The following is an 18,926-nucleotide window of genomic DNA, read 5'->3' as shown; positions in this document are numbered from 1 at the left end:
TGGGAGGCCGTCGCACATGGACGCGGGACTCAAGCGCGAGCTCGAGGAGAAAGTCCGGGCCGGAGAGCGGCTGACCCGTGAGGACGGTATCGCCCTCTACGAGTCGGACGATCTCGCCTGGCTCGGCGGCCTCGCCCACGAGGTGCGCACGCGCAAGAACGGCGACGTCGTCCACTTCAACGTCAACCGTCACCTCAACATGACGAACGTGTGCACCGCGTCGTGCGCCTACTGCTCGTTCCAGCGCAAGCCGGGCGAGAAGGACGCGTACACCATGCGCATCGAGGAGGCCGTCCGCCTCGCCAAGGCGATGGAGGGCGAGAACCTCACCGAGCTGCACATCGTCAACGGCCTCCACCCCAACCTGCCGTGGCGCTACTACCCGCGGTCCCTCAGCGAGCTGAAGAAGGCGCTGCCCAACGTCTCGCTGAAGGCCTTCACCGCCACCGAGATCCACCACTTCGAGACGATCTCCGGGATGTCGGCGTCCGACATCCTCGACGAGCTGATCGAGGCGGGCCTCGAGTCGCTCACCGGCGGCGGCGCCGAGATCTTCGACTGGGAAGTGCGCCAGCACATCGTCGACCACCGCACCCACTGGGAGGACTGGTCGCGCATCCACCGTCTCGCGCACTCGAAGGGTCTGAAGACCCCGAGCACGATGCTGTACGGGCACATCGAGGAGCCCCGTCACCGCGTCGACCACGTGCTGCGGCTGCGTGAACTCCAGGACGAGACCGGCGGTTTCCAGGTCTTCATCCCGCTGCGCTACCAGCACGACTTCGTCGACATGCAGGACGGCAAGGTCCGCAACCGCCTCCAGGCGCGCACCACCATGGCGACCGGCGCCGAGGCGCTCAAGACCTTCGCGGTCTCCCGGCTGCTGTTCGACAACGTCCCGCACGTCAAGGTGTTCTGGGTGATGCACGGTGTGCAGACCGCCCAGCTCGCGCTCCAGCACGGCGCCGACGACATGGACGGCTCGGTCGTCGAGTACAAGATCACGCACGACGCGGACAACTACGGCACGCCGAACAAGCTGACCCGCGACGATCTGCTCGACCTGATCCGCGACGCCGGCTTCCGGCCCGTCGAGCGCAACACCCGCTACGAGATCATCCGCGAGTACCCGGGCCCGGACGCCGACCGTCGTGAGTCGCCGCAGCCCATGCGCCTCTGATGGCCCTGGCGTTCACCCTGGATCCCGCCGTCGACCGCACGCTGCACGACGGCCTCGTCACGCTCTGGACCGATGTGTCCAACGCGGGCGGCGCCGTCGGCTTCGTGCCCCCGGTCACGGCGGATGCCGTGCGGCCCGAACTGGTCAAGCACCTCGCGTCGATGACCGAGGGCCGCACCCGGCTGCTCGTGGGTCACGACGCGAACGGCGAGGTCGCCGCCGCCGCCTTCCTCGCCCTCAACACGCACCGGCTCATGCGGCACTGGATCTGGCTCTACACGGTCATGGTCCATCCCACCCATCAGGGCAAGGGATACGGCCGCGACCTCCTGGCCTCCGCGGCCGAGGCCGCCCGGGGTCTGGACGGCATAGAGGCCATACGGCTCACCTGCCGCGGCGGCACCGGCGCCGACCGGTTCTACGAGGCCTGCGGCTACAAGGAAGTCGGCCGGGTGCCCGGCGCGATCCGGGTCGCCGAGGGCGACGACCGCGACGACGTCGTGATGCTGCTACCGCTGTACTGAGCCGCCGGGGGTCGTGCTTCACTGGTTTGGCACGATCTGTCGTACGAAGAGAGAAGGCCCACCGTGTCCGCCAAGTCGAGCGCCGCGATCCGGTACACCACTCTGCGCCTCGCCATCTTCATCGGCTGCTTCCTCGCCGTGGGCGGTCTGGTGCAGATCGGCGCGCTCCCCAAGGGACTCGGCGACTCCAACTTCGTCTGGGTCGTCCTGCTCGCCCTGCTCATCTCCGCGCCGCTCAGCTTCGTGCTGCTGCGCAAGCAGCGCGACGCGATGTCCGAGCAGATCGTCACCAAGGTCGACCACGCGAAGGCGCGCCTGGACGCCAACCGGTCGCAGGAGGACGGCGCGGTGCAGTAGCCCGCACGGCGGTCCGCGTCACACACCCCGAGCCTCGCCTGCCTCGAACACCCCGCACGCGTCCGCGTCACACTCCCCGGACGTTGTCTGCGTCACACACCCCGGACGGAAGCAGCCGCTTCCGCCGGGGTTTTCCGTTGCCCCGACGGCCACTTGGGATTCCCCGTCTCAAAGAGGTCCTTTGAGTAGCTCAAAGTTCAAGTGTTAACGTGTTCGACGTGACGACAGCAGTGCGCCTCCACGATGCCGCGAGCCCCCCGCTCGTGGCGCGCCTGCATGTCGACCTCTGCCGCTGTATGTCCGCGGTCTGTTGCCGCTCGGTCTGACCCCGGCATCTCAGCGGCGCCGCGCCATCGCGCACCGGGCGCCGCTCTCCTTGCTCCGTATGGCCCGCATCCCCTGTGTCCCCGCATCCGCCGTATCCACCCGATACGCCGCAACTGGAGTGTGTCCGTGTCCGCGAACGCCGCGTCCACCACGACGGAAGAGCCCTCGGGCTCCGGTTTCCGCATACCCAAGGTCCCGTTCTGGGCCCAGATCGTCGCCGGTCTCGTCCTCGGTGTCCTGCTCGGATGGCTCGCCCGCAGCCAGGACATCAACTGGCTCTACAAGACCCTGGAGCAGGTCGGCGACATCTTCGTCCAGCTGCTGAAGCTGGCCGTCGCGCCGCTGGTCTTCTTCGCCATCCTGGTGTCGATCACCAATCTGCGGAAGGTCAACAACGCCGCGCGGCTGGCCACCCGCACCCTGCTCTGGTTCATGATCACCTCGCTGATCGCCGTCGCGATCGGCCTGGCCATCGGCCTGATCACCAACCCCGGCGCCGGTACCGGCCTGACCCCGAAGGACGGCGAGAAGCCCGAGCACGCGGGCAGCTGGATCGACTTCCTCACCGGCATCGTCCCCACCGACGTCATCACGCCCTTCACCGAGCTGAACGTCCTGCAGATCGTCTTCATGGCCGCCGTCGCCGGCGTCGCCGCACTCAAGCTCGGTGAGAAGGCCCAGCCGATCCTCACCCTCAGCGAGTCCGTGCTGGAGCTGCTGCAGAAGGCCCTGTGGTGGGTCATCCGGCTGGCGCCCCTCGGCACCGTCGGCCTGATCGGCTTCGCCATCGCGGACTACGGCTGGGACCTGATCGGCAAGTACGCGACCTTCACCGCCGATGTCTACATCGGCTGCGCGCTGGTCCTCTTCGGTGTCTACCCCCTGCTGCTCGCGACGGTCGCCAAGGTCAACCCGATCCAGTTCTTCCGCGGTGCCTGGCCCGCGATCCAGCTGGCGTTCGTCTCCCGCTCCTCGGTCGGCACGATGCCGGTGACGCAGAAGGTCACCGAGCGGCTCGGTGTGCCGAAGGAGTACACGTCCTTCGCCGTCCCGTTCGGCGCGACGACGAAGATGGACGGCTGCGCCGCGATCTACCCGGCACTGGCCGCGATCTTCATCGCGCAGATCTTCGACGTGCAGCTGGGCATCCAGGACTACCTGCTGATCGCCTTCGTCTCGGTCGTCGGCTCGGCGGCCACGGCGGGCCTCACCGGCGCGACCGTCATGCTCACCCTGACGCTGTCCACGCTGGGCCTCCCGCTGGAGGGCGTGGGTCTGCTGATGGCGATCGACCCGATTCTGGACATGATGCGGACCGCGACGAACGTCGCCGGTCAGGCGCTCGTGCCCGTGATCGTCGCGGCGCGGGAGAAGATCCTGGACCACGACGCGTACAACTCGGCCACCTCGTCCCCGATCGACGAGGCCGAGCCGCGCGCGACCGAACAGAAGACGGCGGTGCCCGTCGCCGCCTGACCAGGTCACGGCGCGTAGGTGAACAGCATGAGACCCCCCTTCCGTAAGGGAGGGGGGTCTTTGCACGTCGTGCCGCCTTGCGGCTGGCCGTAGGCTTACCGCGGAGTAGGGGTGCGGGGGCGGAGGGAAGTTCTGAGATGAGTGCGGTCAAGGGCGTGAAGAGCAAGCGCATGCCGAGGGCGGTGCGCGAGCGGCAGATGATGGACGCCGCGGTGCAGACGTTCGGGCAGCGCGGCTACCGGGCGGCCTCGATGGACGAGATCGCGGAGCTGGCCGGGGTCTCCAAGCCCCTGGTCTATCTGTATCTGAACTCCAAGGAGGAGTTGTTCACGGCGTGCATCCGCCGTGAGGCCGCCGCGCTCATCGCGGCCGTGGAGGCGGCGGTGGAGCCGGGGCTGCCGGCGGACCGGCAGCTGTGGGCCGGGCTCGCGGCGTTCTTCACGCACACCGCCGAGCACCCGGACGGCTGGGCCGTGCTGCACCAGCAGGCGCGGACGCACGGGGAACCGTTCGCGCTCGAAGTGGCCGCGATGCGCGACGAGATCGTCACCTTCGTGACCGGTCTGATCGCGACCGCGGCCCGCGAGGCGGGGGCTGCCCGGCAGGACCCCGAACTGGCCGACCGGGACGTGGCGGGCCTCGCGCAGGCGCTGGTCGGTGCGGCCGAGTCGCTGGCCGGGTGGATGAACCAGACGGGTGCGGTGTCGGCGAAGGAAGCCGCGGCGACGCTCATGAACTTCGCCTGGATGGGCCTCGGTGAGCTCATGAAGGGTGAGCGCTGGTCCTCCCGCTGAGATGGATGCGGTCGCCGCTGCGGAGCTGGAACGCCGTACCGGAGCCGGCCGGCTCCGCGGCGTAGGTCACGGATGCGGGCAGCAGCACCGGCGCCCTGAACTCGGCGCTCGCCGCCGTGAGTTGCGGGCTGGCCGACTCCGCGAGGCAGCGGGCGAAGGTCCACATCCCGTGGGCGATCGCCCGGGGGAAGCCGAAGGCCCTGGCGGTCAGCGGATGCAGATGGATGGGGTTGCGGTCGCCGGACGCCGCGCCGTAGCGGCGTCCCAGGTCCGCGGGGAGCTGCCAGGTGCCGACGGCGGGCAGAGGCTCGTCGGGACGGTGGTCCGTGTCGTGCGCGGTCCGGTGCCGCGTTTCGGGCGCCGGGCGGTCGGTGTCGTACGACGTCCGGTGCCGGGCCAGATAGCCGCTGCGGGACTCCCACACCAGGTCGCCGTCCCGGTGCGCCCGGGTGACGACGGTGACCTCGGTGCCCCGCCGGTGCGGGGTCAGCGCCTCGGCATGGACGGTCAGGACGGGCGTGTCCTCGGGGTGCAGCGGCCGGTGCCCGGTGATTTCGATACGGGTGTGGACCAGCCCGAGCAGCGGGAGCGGGAAGCGGCGGGCGGCCATCAGGCGCATGGCGAGCGGGAAGCCCAGGACATGCGGATAGGGGAGCGGGAGCGGCCCGTCGCCCGGGAAGCCGCAGATCCGGGCGTACGCGGCGAGGCGCGCGGGATCGATACGGACGGGGCCGCCGATCCGGGTCGCGGGCAGTTCGGCGTCCGCGTGGACGCCGCGCTTCAGCGGTGAGGTGAGGGCCCCGCGGGCCAGGGTGAGGGCGAGTGGCATGTCAGGCTCCCAGCAGGCTCTGGCCGCAGACGCGCAGCACCTGGCCGGTGACCGCACCGGACCCGGGGTGGGCGAACCAGGCCGTGGCTTCCGCGACATCGACGGGGAGCCCGCCCTGGGCGAGGGAGTTCATCCGGCGTCCCGCCTCCCGGACGAACAGCGGGACGGCGGCCGTCATCCGGGTCTCGATGAAGCCGGGCGCGACGGCGTTGACGGTGATGCCCCGGTCGGCGACGCGGGGAGCGAGGGAGCGGACGAGGCCGATGATCCCGGCCTTGCTCGCCGCGTAGTTGGTCTGGCCGGTGTTCCCTGCGATACCGGCGATGGACGAGGTCGCGACGATCCGGCCGCCGTCCCCGACCACCCCGGCTTTCAGGAGCGCGTCGGTGATGTCGAGTACGGCGGTGAGATTGACCTCCAGGACCGAACTCCACCGGTCCGCGGGCATGTTGGCGAGGCGCCGGTCGCGGGTGATGCCCGCGTTGTGGACCAGGATGTCGAGGCCGTCGGGGAGGGCGGCCGTGATGCGGTCGGCCGCGTCGGCGGCGGTGATGTCGAGGGTGAGCGCGGTGCCGCCGATCCGGTCGGCTGTGGCCCGGAGGTCGGCCTCGGCCGGGGGCACGTCCAGGCAGAGGACGTCCGCGCCGTCGCGGGCGAGGGTCTCGGCGACGGCCGCCCCGATGCCGCGCGCCGCGCCGGTGACCAGAGCGGTACGCCCGGCGAGCGGGCGCGCGGGATCGCCGCCCGCCGCCGGCTCCTCGTCCACCGCGCGCCCGGCGATCTCGATGACCTGCCCGCTGATGTAGGCGGACTTGGGCGAGAGCAGGAAGCGCAGGGTCGATGCGGCTGCGGCGGGAGCGGTGAGGCGGACGAGGTTGGCGGTGCGTCCGCGTCCCAGCTCCTTGCCCAGGGAGCGGGTGAATCCCTCCAGCGCCTGCTGAGCGGCGGCCTGGTGGTGATCGTCGGCCGCGAGCGGTGAGCCGAGGACGACCACCCGGCCGCCGGCGCCGAGTGACCGTACGGCCGGGTGCAGCGCGGCGTGGACCTCGGCGAGTCCTGCGGCGGAGGTGACGCCGGTCGCGTCGAGGACGAGGGCGGCGGGCGTCTGCCGCCCCGCGGGTCCCTCGTCCGGCGCGGTGAGCGGCAGCCCGGCGTCGGACAGCGGCTCCCGCAGCGCCGAACTCCCGGCGGTGAGCCGCAGCAGCGGCCCGTCCAGGGCGGGCGTGTCGGCGCTCCAGCGGCGCAGCGGGTGCGGCTGGGGCAGGCCGAGCCGACGGGTCAGAAATCGGCCGGGTGCTGTGCGGGTGAGGTGCAGATAGCGATCGGCCATTGTCCTTGCTCCCAGCTCGGTCGTAGATTTACTCAAGAGTAAGGTTACTGAGAAGTCAGGAGCTGGTCGAGATGTTCGCTCACGCGCCTCGCCGGGTCGCGGTGATCGGTGGCAGCCGTATCCCCTTCGCCAGGTCCGACGGTGCCTACGCCACCGCCTCCAACCAGGAGATGCTGGGCGCCGCGCTGGACGGGCTCGTCGAGCGGTACGGCCTCCAGGAGCCGGACGCGGTGGGCGAGTTCGTCGCCGGCGCCGTCCTCAAGCACAGCCGTGACTTCAATCTCGCCCGCGAGACCGTCCTCGGCTCGGCGCTCGACCCGCGGACCCCCGCGTACGACATCCAGCAGGCCTGCGGCACCGGACTGCAGGCGATCATCGCCGTGGCGAACAAGATCGCGCTCGGCGCGGTGGACAGCGGGATCGCGGGCGGCGCCGACACCGCGAGCGACGCACCGCTCGGCGTCAACGACGAGCTGCGCCGGATCCTGCTGGAAGCGCGCCGGGCGAAGGGGGCGGGCGGCCGGCTGCGGGCGCTCGCGCGGATCCGGCCGCGGCACCTCGTGCCCGACATCCCGCGCAACGCCGAACCCCGCACCGGGCTGTCGATGGGCGAGCACGCCGCGATCACCGCACGGGAGTGGGGGATCGGCCGCACCGAACAGGACGAGCTGACCGTCGAGAGCCACCGCCGGCTCGCCGCCGCGTACGACCGCGGGCTTCTGGACGACCTCGTCGTGCCGTACCGGGGCCTGGCCCGGGACGGGAATCTGCGGCCCGGCTCCACCGTGGAGAAACTCGCCACGCTGAAGCCGGTGTTCGGCACGGCGCACCCCGACGCGACGATGACCGCCGCCAACTCCACCCCGCTCACCGACGGCGCGGCCACCGTGCTGCTGGCGAGCGAGGACTGGGCGGCGGCGCGGGGTCTGCGGCCGCTCGCCTTCCTCACGGCGTACGAGACGGCCGCCGTCGACCATGTCGGCGGGCGGGACGGACTGCTGATGGCACCCGCGTACGCCGTCCCCCGGATGCTGGAGCGGGCCGGGCTCACCCTCGGCGATTTCGATCTGGTGGAGATCCACGAGGCGTTCGCCTCGCAGGTGCTCGCCACGCTGGCCGCCTGGGAGAAGCAGGGCCTCGCTCCCGTGGACCGGGCGCGGCTGAACGTCGCCGGCTCCTCGCTCGCGACCGGGCATCCGTTCGCCGCGACGGGCGCGCGGATCGTCGCGACGCTCGCCACGCTGCTGGCGGAGCGGGAGGGTCCGGGACGCGGACTCGTCTCGGTCTGCGCGGCGGGCGGCCAGGGGGTCACGGCGATCCTCGAACGTGCCTGAACCCCGCCCTCCCGTGGGGCCGTTGCCCCGCAGCCACGCCCCCCGCATGTCCCACGCGCACAAGGAGTCGCCCGTGACCGCCGAACCGGTCGAGCCGAGCAAGAGCCTTCAGGGCGGTGTCGTACGCGAGGTCCTTCTGCCGCCGCTCGTGCCCGTCGTCCGCCACGGTTCGCTCGCCGACATCCCCTTCGACAACGCACGCGAGGCGCCCGCCGACGCGGTCCTCAGCCGCAAGGGCCCCGGCGGCGACTGGAAGGACGTGACGGCCGGTGAGTTCGCGGACCAGGTGCTGGCGGTGGCCAAGGGCCTGATCGCCGAAGGGCTGCGGCCCGGCGACCGGCTCGCGATCATGTCCCGTACGACCTATGAGTGGACGCTGCTCGACTTCGCGGCCTGGGCCGCCGGGCTGATCACCGTCCCCGTCTACCCGACCTCGTCCGCGTTCCAGGCCCGCTGGATCCTCCAGGACTCGGGAGCCGTCGCGTGCGTCGTGGAGGACACCGCCCAGGCGCGGTTGATCAGCCAGGAACGCAAGCAACTGCCCGACCTCACCCGGCTGTGGGCGTTCGCCACGGGCGCGGTGGACACGCTCATGAAGGCGGGCGCGCAGATACCCGACACGGTCGTCACCGCGCGGCGGGGCGGCCTGGGGCCGGAGTCGGTCGCGACACTGCTCTACACCTCGGGAACGACCGGCCGCCCCAAGGGCTGTGTCCTCACCCACGGGAACTTCTTCGCCGAGGTGGACAACGCGATCGAGCTGCTGCACCCGGTCTTCCGGTCGCTGAGCCGCGAACCCGCCGCCACGCTGCTCTTCCTGCCGCTGTCCCACGTGTTCGGTCGGATGGTGGCGGTGGCCTGTCTGCGGGCCCGCGTGCGGCTCGGGCACGCACCCTCCATCCGGACCGAGGACCTGCTCGCCGACCTGGCCGGCTTCCGGCCCACGTTCCTGCTCGCCATTCCCTACGTCCTGGAGAAGGTCTACAACACCGGCCGCGCGACGGCCGAAAAGCTCGGCCGGGCCTCGTCGTTCGACCGGGCGGCGAAGATCGCCCGGCGCTACGGGGAGGCGGTGGAGGCGGCCCACCACGGCACCGGACCGGGGCCCTCGCGGTCCCTGCGAGCCGCCCGCGCGCTGTACGACCCGCTGGTCTACCGGCGTATCCGTGCCGCACTCGGCGGCAAGGTCCGGTACGCGATCTGCGGAGGTTCACCGCTCGGACGCCGCCTCGCCGCCTTCTACGCCGGAGCCGGTGTCCAGGTCTTCGAGGGGTACGGGCTCACCGAGACGACGGCCGCGGCCACCGTGACGCCGCCGCTCAAGCCCCGGATGGGCACGGTCGGTTGGCCCCTGCCCGGAACAGCGGTACGGATCGCCGACGACGGCGAGGTGCTGCTCCGCGGCGGCCAGGTGTTCAGCGGGTACTGGGACCGGGAGCGGGGTGCGATCGTGCCGGTGACCCGGGACGGCTGGTTCGCCACGGGCGACCTCGGTTCGATCGACGCCGACGGCTATCTGACCATCACCGGTCGCACGAAGGACATCCTCATCACCTCCGCCGGGAAGAACGTCGCCCCGGCGCCGCTGGAGGACTGGCTGCGCGCCCACCCGCTCATCGGCCAGTGCATGGTGGTCGGCGACAACCGCCCCTATGTCACCGCCCTGTTGACGCTGGAGCCCGACGGCATCGCGCACTGGTGCCGGATGAAGAAGAAGCAGCACCTCACCGCGGCCCAACTGGCCGTGGACGAGGACCTGCTGGCGACGCTCCAGCGCGCGGTGGACGAGGCGAACCGGCTGGTGTCGCGGGCCGAGTCGATCCGCCGCTTCCATGTTCTGGCAGGGGACTTCACGGAGGAGAGCGGCCATCTGACGCCGTCGCTGAAGCTGCGGCGGAGCGCGATCGCGCGTGACTTCACGGCGGAGATCGAGGGCCTGTACCGCCGGTGACAGCGCGACACCGCGACGACACCGCGACAGCGCGACGCACCGCCACAGCGCGACGACACCGCGACCCTGCGACGACACCGCGACACCGCGACACCGCGACACCGCGACACCGCAGCGCACGCCGTGGCGCGGGTCGTGCGGACCATGGGTCCGGAAAAGCGCTCCGGAGTCACCCGGGGTGACGTGACCGGCACCCTGCGGAGGGGGATTAGGGCCGATTCGTGCGTGCGCTTCGCCACAGCCGGACAAATCTCTACGCGCCGGTAGGCCGCCTTCCGCGGTTCCCGACTCCCCGGGGCGAGCTGCGACGATGCCCACCTGTCGGGGGTCCGGCAGGGCAGTGCCACTTACCGGCCTTGTGCCCCGGACAACAGGCGAGTCGGGTCAACGCTGGATAAACTCCTCGTTTGCCGTGCGCGGAACGGGGATTCGCAGCGCACTCCACGACCGAGGGAGAGTGAGAGATGCGTACCAGGCCGTCGCGTGTCGACCGGGGCGAGCGCGGTCCCGGGGATCTGTCCGCCGGCGAACGGCGGACTGCATGACCGTCGCCCCGGAGACCCCGGCTCTCCTCGAAACCCTTCTGGCCGAAGCACCCTCCCCGGCGCTCTACACCGCCGGCGGCGCCGCACCCGAGCGCACTCTCGTCGACATCCTCGACGAGACCGCCCGCCGCCACCCGGACGCTCTCGCCGTCGACGACGGCGTCGCACCCCTCACCTACCGTGCGCTCCTCGACGAGGTCGAGACGCTGCGCCGGCAGCTCGCCGAGACCGGCACGGGGACCGGCGACCGGGTGGGCATACGCGTCCCCTCCGGGACCGCCGACCTGTACGTCTCCATCCTCGCCGTCCTCGCGGCCGGCGCCGCTTACGTCCCCGTCGACGCCGAGGACCCCGACGAGCGCGCCGACCTCGTGTTCACCGAGGCCGCGGTGAGCGCCGTCATCGGCGAAGGCCGCACCATCGTCCCGAGCAGCACCCCCGGCGGCGACACCGGCCGCAGGCCGGCGCCCGACGACGACGCGTGGATCATCTTCACCTCCGGCTCCACCGGCAAGCCCAAGGGCGTCGCCGTCACCCACCGCAACGCCGCGGCGTTCGTCGACGCGGAGGCCGGTCTCTTCCTCACCGGCGCCCCGCTCGGCCCCGGCGACCGCGTCCTGGCCGGCCTCTCCGTCGCCTTCGACGCCTCCTGCGAGGAGATGTGGCTGGCCTGGCGGCACGGCGCCTGCCTGGTGCCCGCCCCCCGCTCCCTCGTCCGCACCGGACTCGACCTCGGCCCCTGGCTCGTCGAACAGCGCATCACCGTCGTCTCGACGGTCCCCACACTCGCGGCCCTGTGGCCCGCTGAAGCGCTCGACGAGGTACGTCTGCTGATCTTCGGCGGTGAGGCCTGCCCGCCCGAGCTGGCGGAACGCATGGCGGTCCCCGGCCGCGAGGTGTGGAACACCTACGGCCCGACCGAGGCCACCGTCGTCGCCTGCGCGGCCCCGCTGACCGGCGAGGGCCCGGTGCGCATCGGCCTGCCGCTCGACGGCTGGGAGCTCGCCGTCGTGGACGGCCGCGGCGAGATCGTGGCGATGGGCGAGACCGGCGAGCTGGTGATCGGCGGCGTCGGCCTGGCGCGCTACCTGGACGAGGCGAAGGACACCGAGAAGTACGCTCCCCTGCCCGCACTCGGCTGGGACCGCGCCTACCGCAGTGGTGACCTGGTGCGCGCGGAGGAGGAGGGCCTGCTCTTCGTGGGCCGCGCCGACGAGCAGATCAAGCTCGGCGGCCGCCGTATCGAGCTGGGCGAGATCGACGCGGCGCTCCAGGCGCTGCCGGGCGTGGCAGGCGCGGCGGCGGCGGTCCGCACGACCGGTGCGGGCCATCAGCTGCTGGTGGGCTACGTCGTACCGGCGGCGCCGGACGGCGTGACGCCCGCGGACGTGCTCGACGACTCCGCCGAGGTGCGGGAGACCGAGGGCGCCGAGGCCGTGGCTCAGGGAACGGACGCGCCCGCCGATGCACCGGCCGCCGCGGATGCCGATATCGACCACGCCGACGCCGACGCCGGTATCGATGCCGACGCCGTGCCCGACGCCGCCGTCGCGTTCGACCTCGACGACTCGCTCGCGCGGCTGCGCAAGGAGCTGCCCGCCGCGCTCGTCCCGCTCATCGCCGTCGTCGACGATCTGCCGACCCGCACCTCCGGCAAGGTCGACCGCAACGCCCTGCCCTGGCCGCTGCCGAACACCGGCACCGGCGACAGCGCTCAGGCCGCCGAGCTCACCGAGACCGAGGCCTGGCTCGCCGAACAGTGGACCGACCTCCTGGGCGTGCCGGTGAGCGGGCCCGACGCCGACTTCTTCGCCGGCGGAGGTGGCAGTCTCGCCGCCGCACAGCTCGTCTCGCGGATCCGTGAGCAGTACGCCACCGGGTCCGTCGGCGACATCTACCAGAACCCGACGCTCGGAGCCCTCGCGCTCACGCTGGAGCGGACCTCCCCGCGCAGCACGAAGGCCCGCCCGGTGCGGCCGGTGCCGCGCAGGACCGGGATCGCGCAGATCCTGCTCATGCTGCCGCTGCTGACCGTCACCGGACTGCGCTGGTCGGTCGTCGCGGCCGCCGTCAACAACGTCGTCGCCCTGCCCTGGGCCCCCACCGTCTCCTGGTGGTGGGTGGCGCTCGGCTGGCTGCTGTTCCTCAGCCCGGCCGGGCGGATCGTCATCGCCGCCGGCGGCGCGCGGATGCTGCTGCGCGGGGTGCGCCCCGGGACGTACGCGCGCGGCGGCGGCACCCATCTGCGCCTGTGGACTGCCGAACGCCTCGCCGAGCTCAGCGGTGCGACCAACCTCGCGGGCACCTGGCTCACCTACTACGCCCGCGCGCTCGGTGTCCGGATCGGCGAGGACGTCGACCTGCACTCCCTGCCTCCGGTGACCGGCATGCTCCGGCTCGGCCGCGGCAGCGCCGTGGAACCCGAGGTGGACCTCTCCGGCCACTGGCTGGACGGGGACCGGCTGCACATCGGAGCCGTACGCATCGGCGCCGGTGCCACCGTCGGCGCCCGCAGCACGCTCTTCCCCGGCGCGCGGATCGGCAAGCGCGCCGAGATCGCGCCCGGGTCCGGCGTGACCGGGACCGTGCCGGCCGACGAGCGCTGGTCCGGTGTGCCGGCCACCCGCAAGGGCAAGGCCAACCGCCGGTTCCCCGAAGGCCGTCCCCGGCGCAGACGCCGCTGGACAGCCGTCTACTCCCTGACCTCGCTGTTCCTCAGCCTGCTGCCGGCGCTCGCGGCGCTGCCCGCGCTGCTGGTGATGGGCGCCTTCGTGGACGGCACCCACGGGCTCGGTGACGCCCTGGCCGCCGCGCTCACCGCCGTACCGCTCGCCACGCTGGTGGCGATGGCCGGCTACGCCCTGCTGATCGTCGCCGGCGTCCGTACGCTCGGCGTCGGCCTGCGCGAGGGCCATCACCCCGTGCACGGCCGGATCGCCTGGCAGGCATGGGCGACCGAGCGGCTGATGGACATGGCGCGTGTCCATCTCTTCCCCCTCTACGCGAGCCTGTTCACGCCCGTGTGGCTGCGGGCGCTGGGCATGAAGGTGGGCCGCGGGGTCGAGGCGTCGACGGTGCTCGCACTCCCCGCGATGACCACGGTCGGCGACGGCGCGTTCCTGGCCGACGACACACTGGTGGCCTCCTACGAACTCGGCGGCGGCTGGCTGCGGATCGCCGAGGCCCGGGTCGGCAAGCGCGCGTTCCTCGGCAACTCCGGGATGACCGCCGCCGGGCGCCGGGTGCCCAAGCGGGGTCTCGTCGGTGTGCTGTCGTCGACCCCGAAGCGGGCCAAGGCGGGCTCCTCCTGGCTCGGTATGCCTCCGATGAAGCTGCCGCGTTCGGCGGAGGAGAGCGACCAGAGCCGTACCTTCGCCCCGCCCGCCCGGCTGAAGTGGGCGCGCGCCTGCGTCGAGCTCTGCCGGATCGTGCCGGTGATGTGCAGCGTGGCGCTCGCCGTCCTCGGGCTCGCGGTCTTCGAACTGCTGGCGGCCCGGTACGGATTCACCGTCGCCATCCTGGCCGGCGGAGCGGTGCTGTTCGCCGCCGGTGTGGTGGCGTGCCTGGTGGCGATCGCGGCGAAGTGGCTGCTGGTGGGCCGGTTCAAGGCCGTCGAGCACCCGCTGTGGTCGTCGTTCGTGTGGCGCAACGAGGTCGCGGACACCTTCGTCGAGGTGCTGGCCGTGCCGTGGCTGGTCGGTGCGAGCGCCGGCACCCCGCTGATGAACCTGTGGCTGCGCGGGCTCGGCGCCCGCATCGGACGCGGTGCCTGGTGCGACACGTACTGGCTGCCGGAGGCGGACCTGGTGAGTGTCGGCAGCGGCGCGAGCGTCAACCGCGGATGCGTCGTCCAGACCCACCTCTTCCATGACCGGATCATGCGCATGGACAATGTCGTTCTCGGAGCGGGCGCGACACTCGGCCCGCACGGCATCGCGCTGCCCGGCGCGGTGATCGGCGACCGGGCCACCGTCGGTCCGGCCTCGCTGGTGATGCGCGGGGAGAGCGTGCCCGCGGACAGCCGCTGGCTGGGCAACCCGATCGCGGCATGGCGGAAGTGAGCACGGGCGCGACAGCGCAGCACACGCAAGACCCAAAGGACGCACGGGTGACGGACTTGTATCTGCCGCAGCACGGCGACAGCGGTTACCGGACGACGCGGTACGACCTGGAGCTGGACTACATCCCGCACACCGGGCGACTGTCCGGCCGGGCCCGGATCACCGCTGTCGCCGAGCGCGCGCTGCCCGAAATCGTCCTCGACCTCGGGCAGTTCCGGCTCAGCAAGGTGCTGGTGGACGGCGCCCGCCCGGCCCGGTACACACACCGCGGGGACAAACTCCGGATACGTCCGGCGCGACCGCTGCGGGCGGGCGCCGGCTTCACCGTCGAGGTGCGCTACACGGGAGTGCCGCATCCCGTGCGCACCCGTGACTGGGGCGACCTCGGCTGGGAGCAGCTGGACGAGGGCGCGCTGGTGGCCTCCCAGCCGCACGGCGCCCGGTCCTGGTTCCCCTGCAACGACCGCCCCGACGACAAGGCCGTGTACCGGATCGCGGTGACGGCGCCCACGCCGTACACGGTGATTGCGAACGGCACGCTCACCTCGCGCACGATGAGCGCCTCCACGACGACCTGGGTGTACGAGCAGTCCGCCCCGATGGCCACGTATCTCGCGACCGTGCAGATCGGGCCCTACGAACTGGTCGACGTCCCGCACGCGGGAGCCGTGCCGCAGCCCGCCGCCGTGCCGCGTTCGCTCCTCGGGCGCTTCGGGCGCGACTTCGCGCGCCAGCCGCAGATGATGACCGTCTTCCAGGACCTGTTCGGGCCCTACCCCTTCGACGACTACGCGGTCGTGATCGTCGACGAGGAACTGGACGTGCCGGTCGAGGCCCAGGGCCTGTCCATCTTCGGCGCGAACCACGTCGACGGGCGGCGCGGCAGCGAACGCCTGGTGGCGCACGAACTGGCCCACCAGTGGTTCGGCAACAGCCTCACGGTCGCCGACTGGCGGCACATCTGGCTCAACGAGGGCTTCGCGAAGTACGCCGAGTGGCTGTGGTCCGAGATGTCGGGCGGCCCCTCCGCGTCGGCGATGGCCGCGAAGTCCCGGGCGCGCCTGGCGCTGCTGCGGCAGGACGTCCGCATCGCCGACCCCGGTCTGCGGCGGCTGTTCGACGACCGGGTCTACGAACGCGGCGCGTTGACGCTGCACGCGCTGCGCATGGAGATCGGGCACGCGGCCTTTGTGGGGCTGCTGCGGCAGTGGACATCGACGCACCGGCACGGTGTGGTCACGACGGAGGAGTTCATCGCGCTGGCCCGCGAGCACTCACCGCGCCCGCTGGACAAGCTGTTTACGACGTGGCTGTACGAGCCGAAGCTTCCGCCGCTGCCGCGGCAGCGCTGAGCCGGCCGCTCGGCGGCGCGGGTGTCGGGGCCCGGCCCCTCAGCCCTCCACGCGCCGGTCCTTCGCGCGGGCCTCGCGCCATTCGGTGAGGACCGCGTCGATGTCGAACGGCTTGCGCCCCAGCGGCGGGCCCGGCGGCGGACGGAGGATCGCGGCGGTGATCTTCTCGTTGATCCCGGTGAGGATGCGCCGGACCTCGGACTCCGTCGTGGCGCGGTCCACCGCGTCCCGCGCGTCCTCCGCCTCCTTGCGCAGCGCCAGTGTCGGCGGCAGGACGGAGACGCCCTCACGGTGCATCTTGCTCTTGACCCACCACAGTTCGTCGTACGGCGCCTTGTCGTCCGGCAGCGGTTTCCCGAAGCCGGGCAGTGAGGTGAAGTCACCCCGTTCCGTCGCGTCGCGGATCTGCTTGTCCACCCACGACTCGAAACTGACGCCCGGGGGCTTTCGTTCGGTCACGTCCCGACCTCCCGTCTCGGTCCCTCCATCGTAGGCGGGCCGGGAAAACGAAGGGGGGTGGCCGTGGTCCGGCCACCCCCGCCCCCGGCGGCGTCAGCAGTTGCCGGCAGCCGCCCGTCCCGCGAACCGGTCCGCCAGCCAATTGGCCGCCGGAATCGCCTCGGTGATCACTCCGGTGACGTGCTCGCCGAGCACGATCGTCCGCCACTTCACGTTCGCGCCCTTCGCGCACCAGTCCTTGCGTAGCTGCGCCCCCTGGCCGTAGGGGATCAGCTCGTCGGCCAGCGCGTGGTACAGGTACACGGGATGGCCGGGGCGGCGCGAGCCGAGGTCGGACTCGTGCAGCCGCTTCTGCCACTGCGGGGTCTCCAGCGGATTGCGCACCGTCATCTCGGAGATCTTCTTGAAGGATCCGACGGTGGTGTCGAGGGCCACGCAGTTGTTGCGCAGGAACGAGATGAGCGCCCTGCCCGCCGGGTTCAGATACGAGTCCAGTTTCAGCTCGGGGAAGGCCGCGTCCTGGCCGGCCGCCGCCATGAACAGCAGCCCCGATCCGTAGGAGCCGTCGTGTACGGGGGCGAGCCCGGTCAGCCGGGCGGGTACGCCGCCGGTCACCGTGCCCTTGACCTTCAGTTCCGGGGCGTACGAGTCGTGCAGTTCGGCCGCCCAGCTCGACGCCTGTCCGCCCTGCGAGTAGCCCATGATCCCGACGGGGGAGTCGGCGGAGAGGCCGGCCCCCCGCAGCGCGATCGCGGCGCGGGCCGCGTCCAGCACGGCGTGGCCGGCCGAGCGGCCCACCGTGTAGGTGTGCTCGCCCGGGGTGCCGAGCCCTTCGTAGTCGGTGACCGCGACGGCCCAGCCGCGCAGGGTCAGCTGCTGGATCAGATTGGCCTCGACGGTCGTGCCGGTGGGGAATCCGGCGCTCGGTGCGCAGCTGTCGGCGAGGCCGACGGTGCCCACCGCGTAGGTGACCAGAGGACGCGGGCCGGTGCGGCCGTCCTGGGGGACGATCACCGTGCCGGAGACGGTGTTCGGTGCGCCGTCGGCGGTGGTGGAGCGGTAGGTGATCCGCCAGGCCTTGGTCGCGGTGGGCTGTCCGGGCAGGGGATGGAAAGCGCTCGGCGCCGAGCCGACGATGTCGCCGGGGCCTGCGGCCGACGTGTCGTCCGCGGACGCTGTGGGGGTGGCTGCCGAGAGGGCGAGTGCGGCCATGACGGCCAGCACCCGGGTGGGTACACGCATTGCGGCTCTCCCAACGGTCCAGTGATGCTGGGCAGTTGACGGAAAGGTAGTGACCCGTGAGTAAGTTCCGTCCTGACCGGGCAGCTCAGCTTCACTGACTTCGGGTCAACTCGCGTCGGCCGACCCGTCGTGATCAACGACGTCGGCCTGTCCGCGGTACGCCCCCGGTGTCGTCCCCGTCCACCGGCGGAACGCCCGGTGGAAGGAGGTGTCCTCGGAGAAACCGAGGCGGGCCGCGAGTTCCGCGATCGGCTCGTTCCCCTCGGCGAGACCGGCGATCGCCGCGTCCCGCCGCACCGCGTCCTTCAGTTGCCGGTAGGACGTCTCCTCCTGCTGAAGCCTCCGTCGCAGCGTCGCCGGGCTGACCGCGAGCCGGGCGGCGGTCTCGTCCAGCGAGGGGAGCCTCGGGGAGGCCCGCAGCGAGCGGGCGAGCGCGCGGCGCACCTGCTCGCCGACGGTCGCCGCGTACTCCCGCCGGCTCAGCAACTCGAACGGCGAGGCCCGCAGCATCTCCTCCAGCGCCGGCTCGTCCCGCAGCAGCGGCGATGCCAGCCAGTGGGCGGAGAAGACGGCCGTGGTCACCGGCTCCCCGTAGCGGACGGGGCAGCCGAAGAGGTACGGGTACTCGTCGTGGTGCGGCGGCGGGGGGTAGCCGAACCCGGCCCGCAGCAGCGGGATGCGGCGGCCGATGAACCAGCTGCACAGCCGGTGCCAGATGACCACCAGACACTCGGCGAGGAAGCGGTCCTCGTCCCGGCCGAGGTCGTTGCGCACCACGAACGCCGCCTCGTCGCCGTCCCGGGTGAGGGCGAGGTCGGGGCCGCCGGGGAACAGCCGGTAGAAGGCGGCACCGCGCTCGATCGCCGCGCCCAGATCACGGCAGCCCAGCGTGGCGTGGCACATCATCGCGAAGGTGCCCGGGCGGCTCGGCGACGGGCCGAGACCGAGGAACTCGTCGTGGGTCGCCCGGTACAGCGCCCGGAACAGCAGGCCGAACTGGTCGGCGGTGACGCGGGCCCGGTCGTCGCTCAGCAGCAGCGGGGGGATGCCGGCGGTCTGGAGCAGCGGGACGGTGTCGATGCCGTGACGCTCCGCCCCACGCAGCACGGCCCGCACATGGTGCACGGTGATCGTCCGCTTCCCCATGGTCATCGACGGTAGCGGG

At 72.1% G+C, this 18,926-nt stretch carries 14 protein-coding genes; 9 read left to right on the top strand and 5 right to left on the bottom strand.

All coding sequences use genetic code 11. The features are described 5' to 3' along the window. The first annotated feature begins 16 nt into the window (after window positions 1-16). The 5 genes from mqnE (at window position 17) to RPQ07_RS15805 (ending at window position 4,658) form a co-directional block, all read left to right on the top strand. Window positions 17-1,180: an aminofutalosine synthase MqnE gene (mqnE, locus tag RPQ07_RS15825; protein ID WP_313944790.1), complete on the top strand. Its 1,164-nt coding sequence runs from the start codon at window positions 17-19 to the stop codon at window positions 1,178-1,180. Next, a complete protein-coding gene (locus tag RPQ07_RS15820; protein ID WP_313944789.1) occupies window positions 1,180-1,704 on the top strand; it encodes a GNAT family N-acetyltransferase in 525 nt (174 codons plus the stop codon). Before mqnE ends, RPQ07_RS15820 begins: the two co-directional genes overlap by 1 nt. 63 nt (window positions 1,705-1,767) lie before the next feature. After that, window positions 1,768-2,061, top strand: a complete 294-nt coding sequence (locus RPQ07_RS15815; protein WP_313944788.1) for a DUF4229 domain-containing protein — start codon at window positions 1,768-1,770, stop codon at window positions 2,059-2,061. A gap of 453 nt (window positions 2,062-2,514) precedes the next feature. Next, a complete protein-coding gene (locus RPQ07_RS15810; RefSeq protein ID WP_313944787.1) occupies window positions 2,515-3,864 on the top strand; it encodes a dicarboxylate/amino acid:cation symporter in 1,350 nt (449 codons plus the stop codon). Window positions 3,865-4,001: 137 nt separating this feature from the next. Further along, complete coding sequence (locus tag RPQ07_RS15805) at window positions 4,002-4,658, top strand: TetR/AcrR family transcriptional regulator (RefSeq protein ID WP_313944786.1); 657 nt, start codon at window positions 4,002-4,004, stop codon at window positions 4,656-4,658. On the opposite strand, the gene RPQ07_RS15800 is transcribed toward RPQ07_RS15805, so the two are convergent. Beyond that, a complete protein-coding gene (locus RPQ07_RS15800) occupies window positions 4,627-5,487 on the bottom strand; it encodes a MaoC family dehydratase (protein WP_313944785.1) in 861 nt (286 codons plus the stop codon). The two genes, RPQ07_RS15805 and RPQ07_RS15800, sit on opposite strands and share 32 nt — an antisense overlap. A 1-nt stretch (window position 5,488) precedes the next feature. Continuing rightward, entirely contained in the window at window positions 5,489-6,817 is a 1,329-nt protein-coding gene (locus RPQ07_RS15795; protein WP_313944784.1) for a 3-oxoacyl-ACP reductase, read from the bottom strand. Window positions 6,818-6,888: 71 nt separating this feature from the next. Here RPQ07_RS15795 and RPQ07_RS15790 point away from each other — a divergent pair, with 71 nt between their 5' ends. From RPQ07_RS15790 to RPQ07_RS15775, 4 genes are all read left to right on the top strand, one after another. Then, window positions 6,889-8,151 carry an acetyl-CoA C-acetyltransferase gene (locus RPQ07_RS15790; RefSeq protein WP_313944783.1) on the top strand — a complete coding sequence of 421 codons (1,263 nt, stop codon included), beginning with the start codon at window positions 6,889-6,891 and terminating at the stop codon, window positions 8,149-8,151. A 46-nt stretch (window positions 8,152-8,197) separates the two neighbouring features. After that, entirely contained in the window at window positions 8,198-10,102 is a 1,905-nt protein-coding gene (locus RPQ07_RS15785) for an AMP-dependent synthetase/ligase (protein WP_413777741.1), read from the top strand. 541 nt (window positions 10,103-10,643) lie between these two features. Beyond that, the gene (locus RPQ07_RS15780) at window positions 10,644-14,708 is read left to right on the top strand and encodes a Pls/PosA family non-ribosomal peptide synthetase (RefSeq protein ID WP_313944781.1); all 4,065 of its coding nucleotides are present in this window, start codon (window positions 10,644-10,646) and stop codon (window positions 14,706-14,708) included. 47 nt (window positions 14,709-14,755) lie between these two features. Beyond that, window positions 14,756-16,060 carry a M1 family metallopeptidase gene (locus RPQ07_RS15775; RefSeq protein WP_313944780.1) on the top strand — a complete coding sequence of 435 codons (1,305 nt, stop codon included), beginning with the start codon at window positions 14,756-14,758 and terminating at the stop codon, window positions 16,058-16,060. A 39-nt stretch (window positions 16,061-16,099) separates the two neighbouring features. Here the strand turns inward: RPQ07_RS15775 and RPQ07_RS15770 are convergent, their stop codons facing one another. The 3 genes from RPQ07_RS15770 to RPQ07_RS15760 form a co-directional block, all read right to left on the bottom strand. Beyond that, window positions 16,100-16,519: a DUF1992 domain-containing protein gene (locus tag RPQ07_RS15770; RefSeq protein WP_313944779.1), complete on the bottom strand. Its 420-nt coding sequence runs from the start codon at window positions 16,517-16,519 to the stop codon at window positions 16,100-16,102. Window positions 16,520-16,612: 93 nt separating this feature from the next. Next, complete coding sequence (locus RPQ07_RS15765; RefSeq protein WP_313944778.1) at window positions 16,613-17,761, bottom strand: lipase family protein; 1,149 nt, start codon at window positions 17,759-17,761, stop codon at window positions 16,613-16,615. Between the two features lie 105 nt (window positions 17,762-17,866). Beyond that, the gene (locus RPQ07_RS15760) at window positions 17,867-18,907 is read right to left on the bottom strand and encodes an AraC family transcriptional regulator (protein WP_313944777.1); all 1,041 of its coding nucleotides are present in this window, start codon (window positions 18,905-18,907) and stop codon (window positions 17,867-17,869) included. Window positions 18,908-18,926 lie beyond the last annotated feature (19 nt).

The sequence above is a fragment of the Streptomyces sp. AM8-1-1 genome, assembly GCF_032229325.1.
Lineage (GTDB): Bacteria > Actinomycetota > Actinomycetes > Streptomycetales > Streptomycetaceae > Streptomyces > Streptomyces achmelvichensis.
This window is presented reverse-complemented; position numbering and strand designations above follow the sequence as displayed.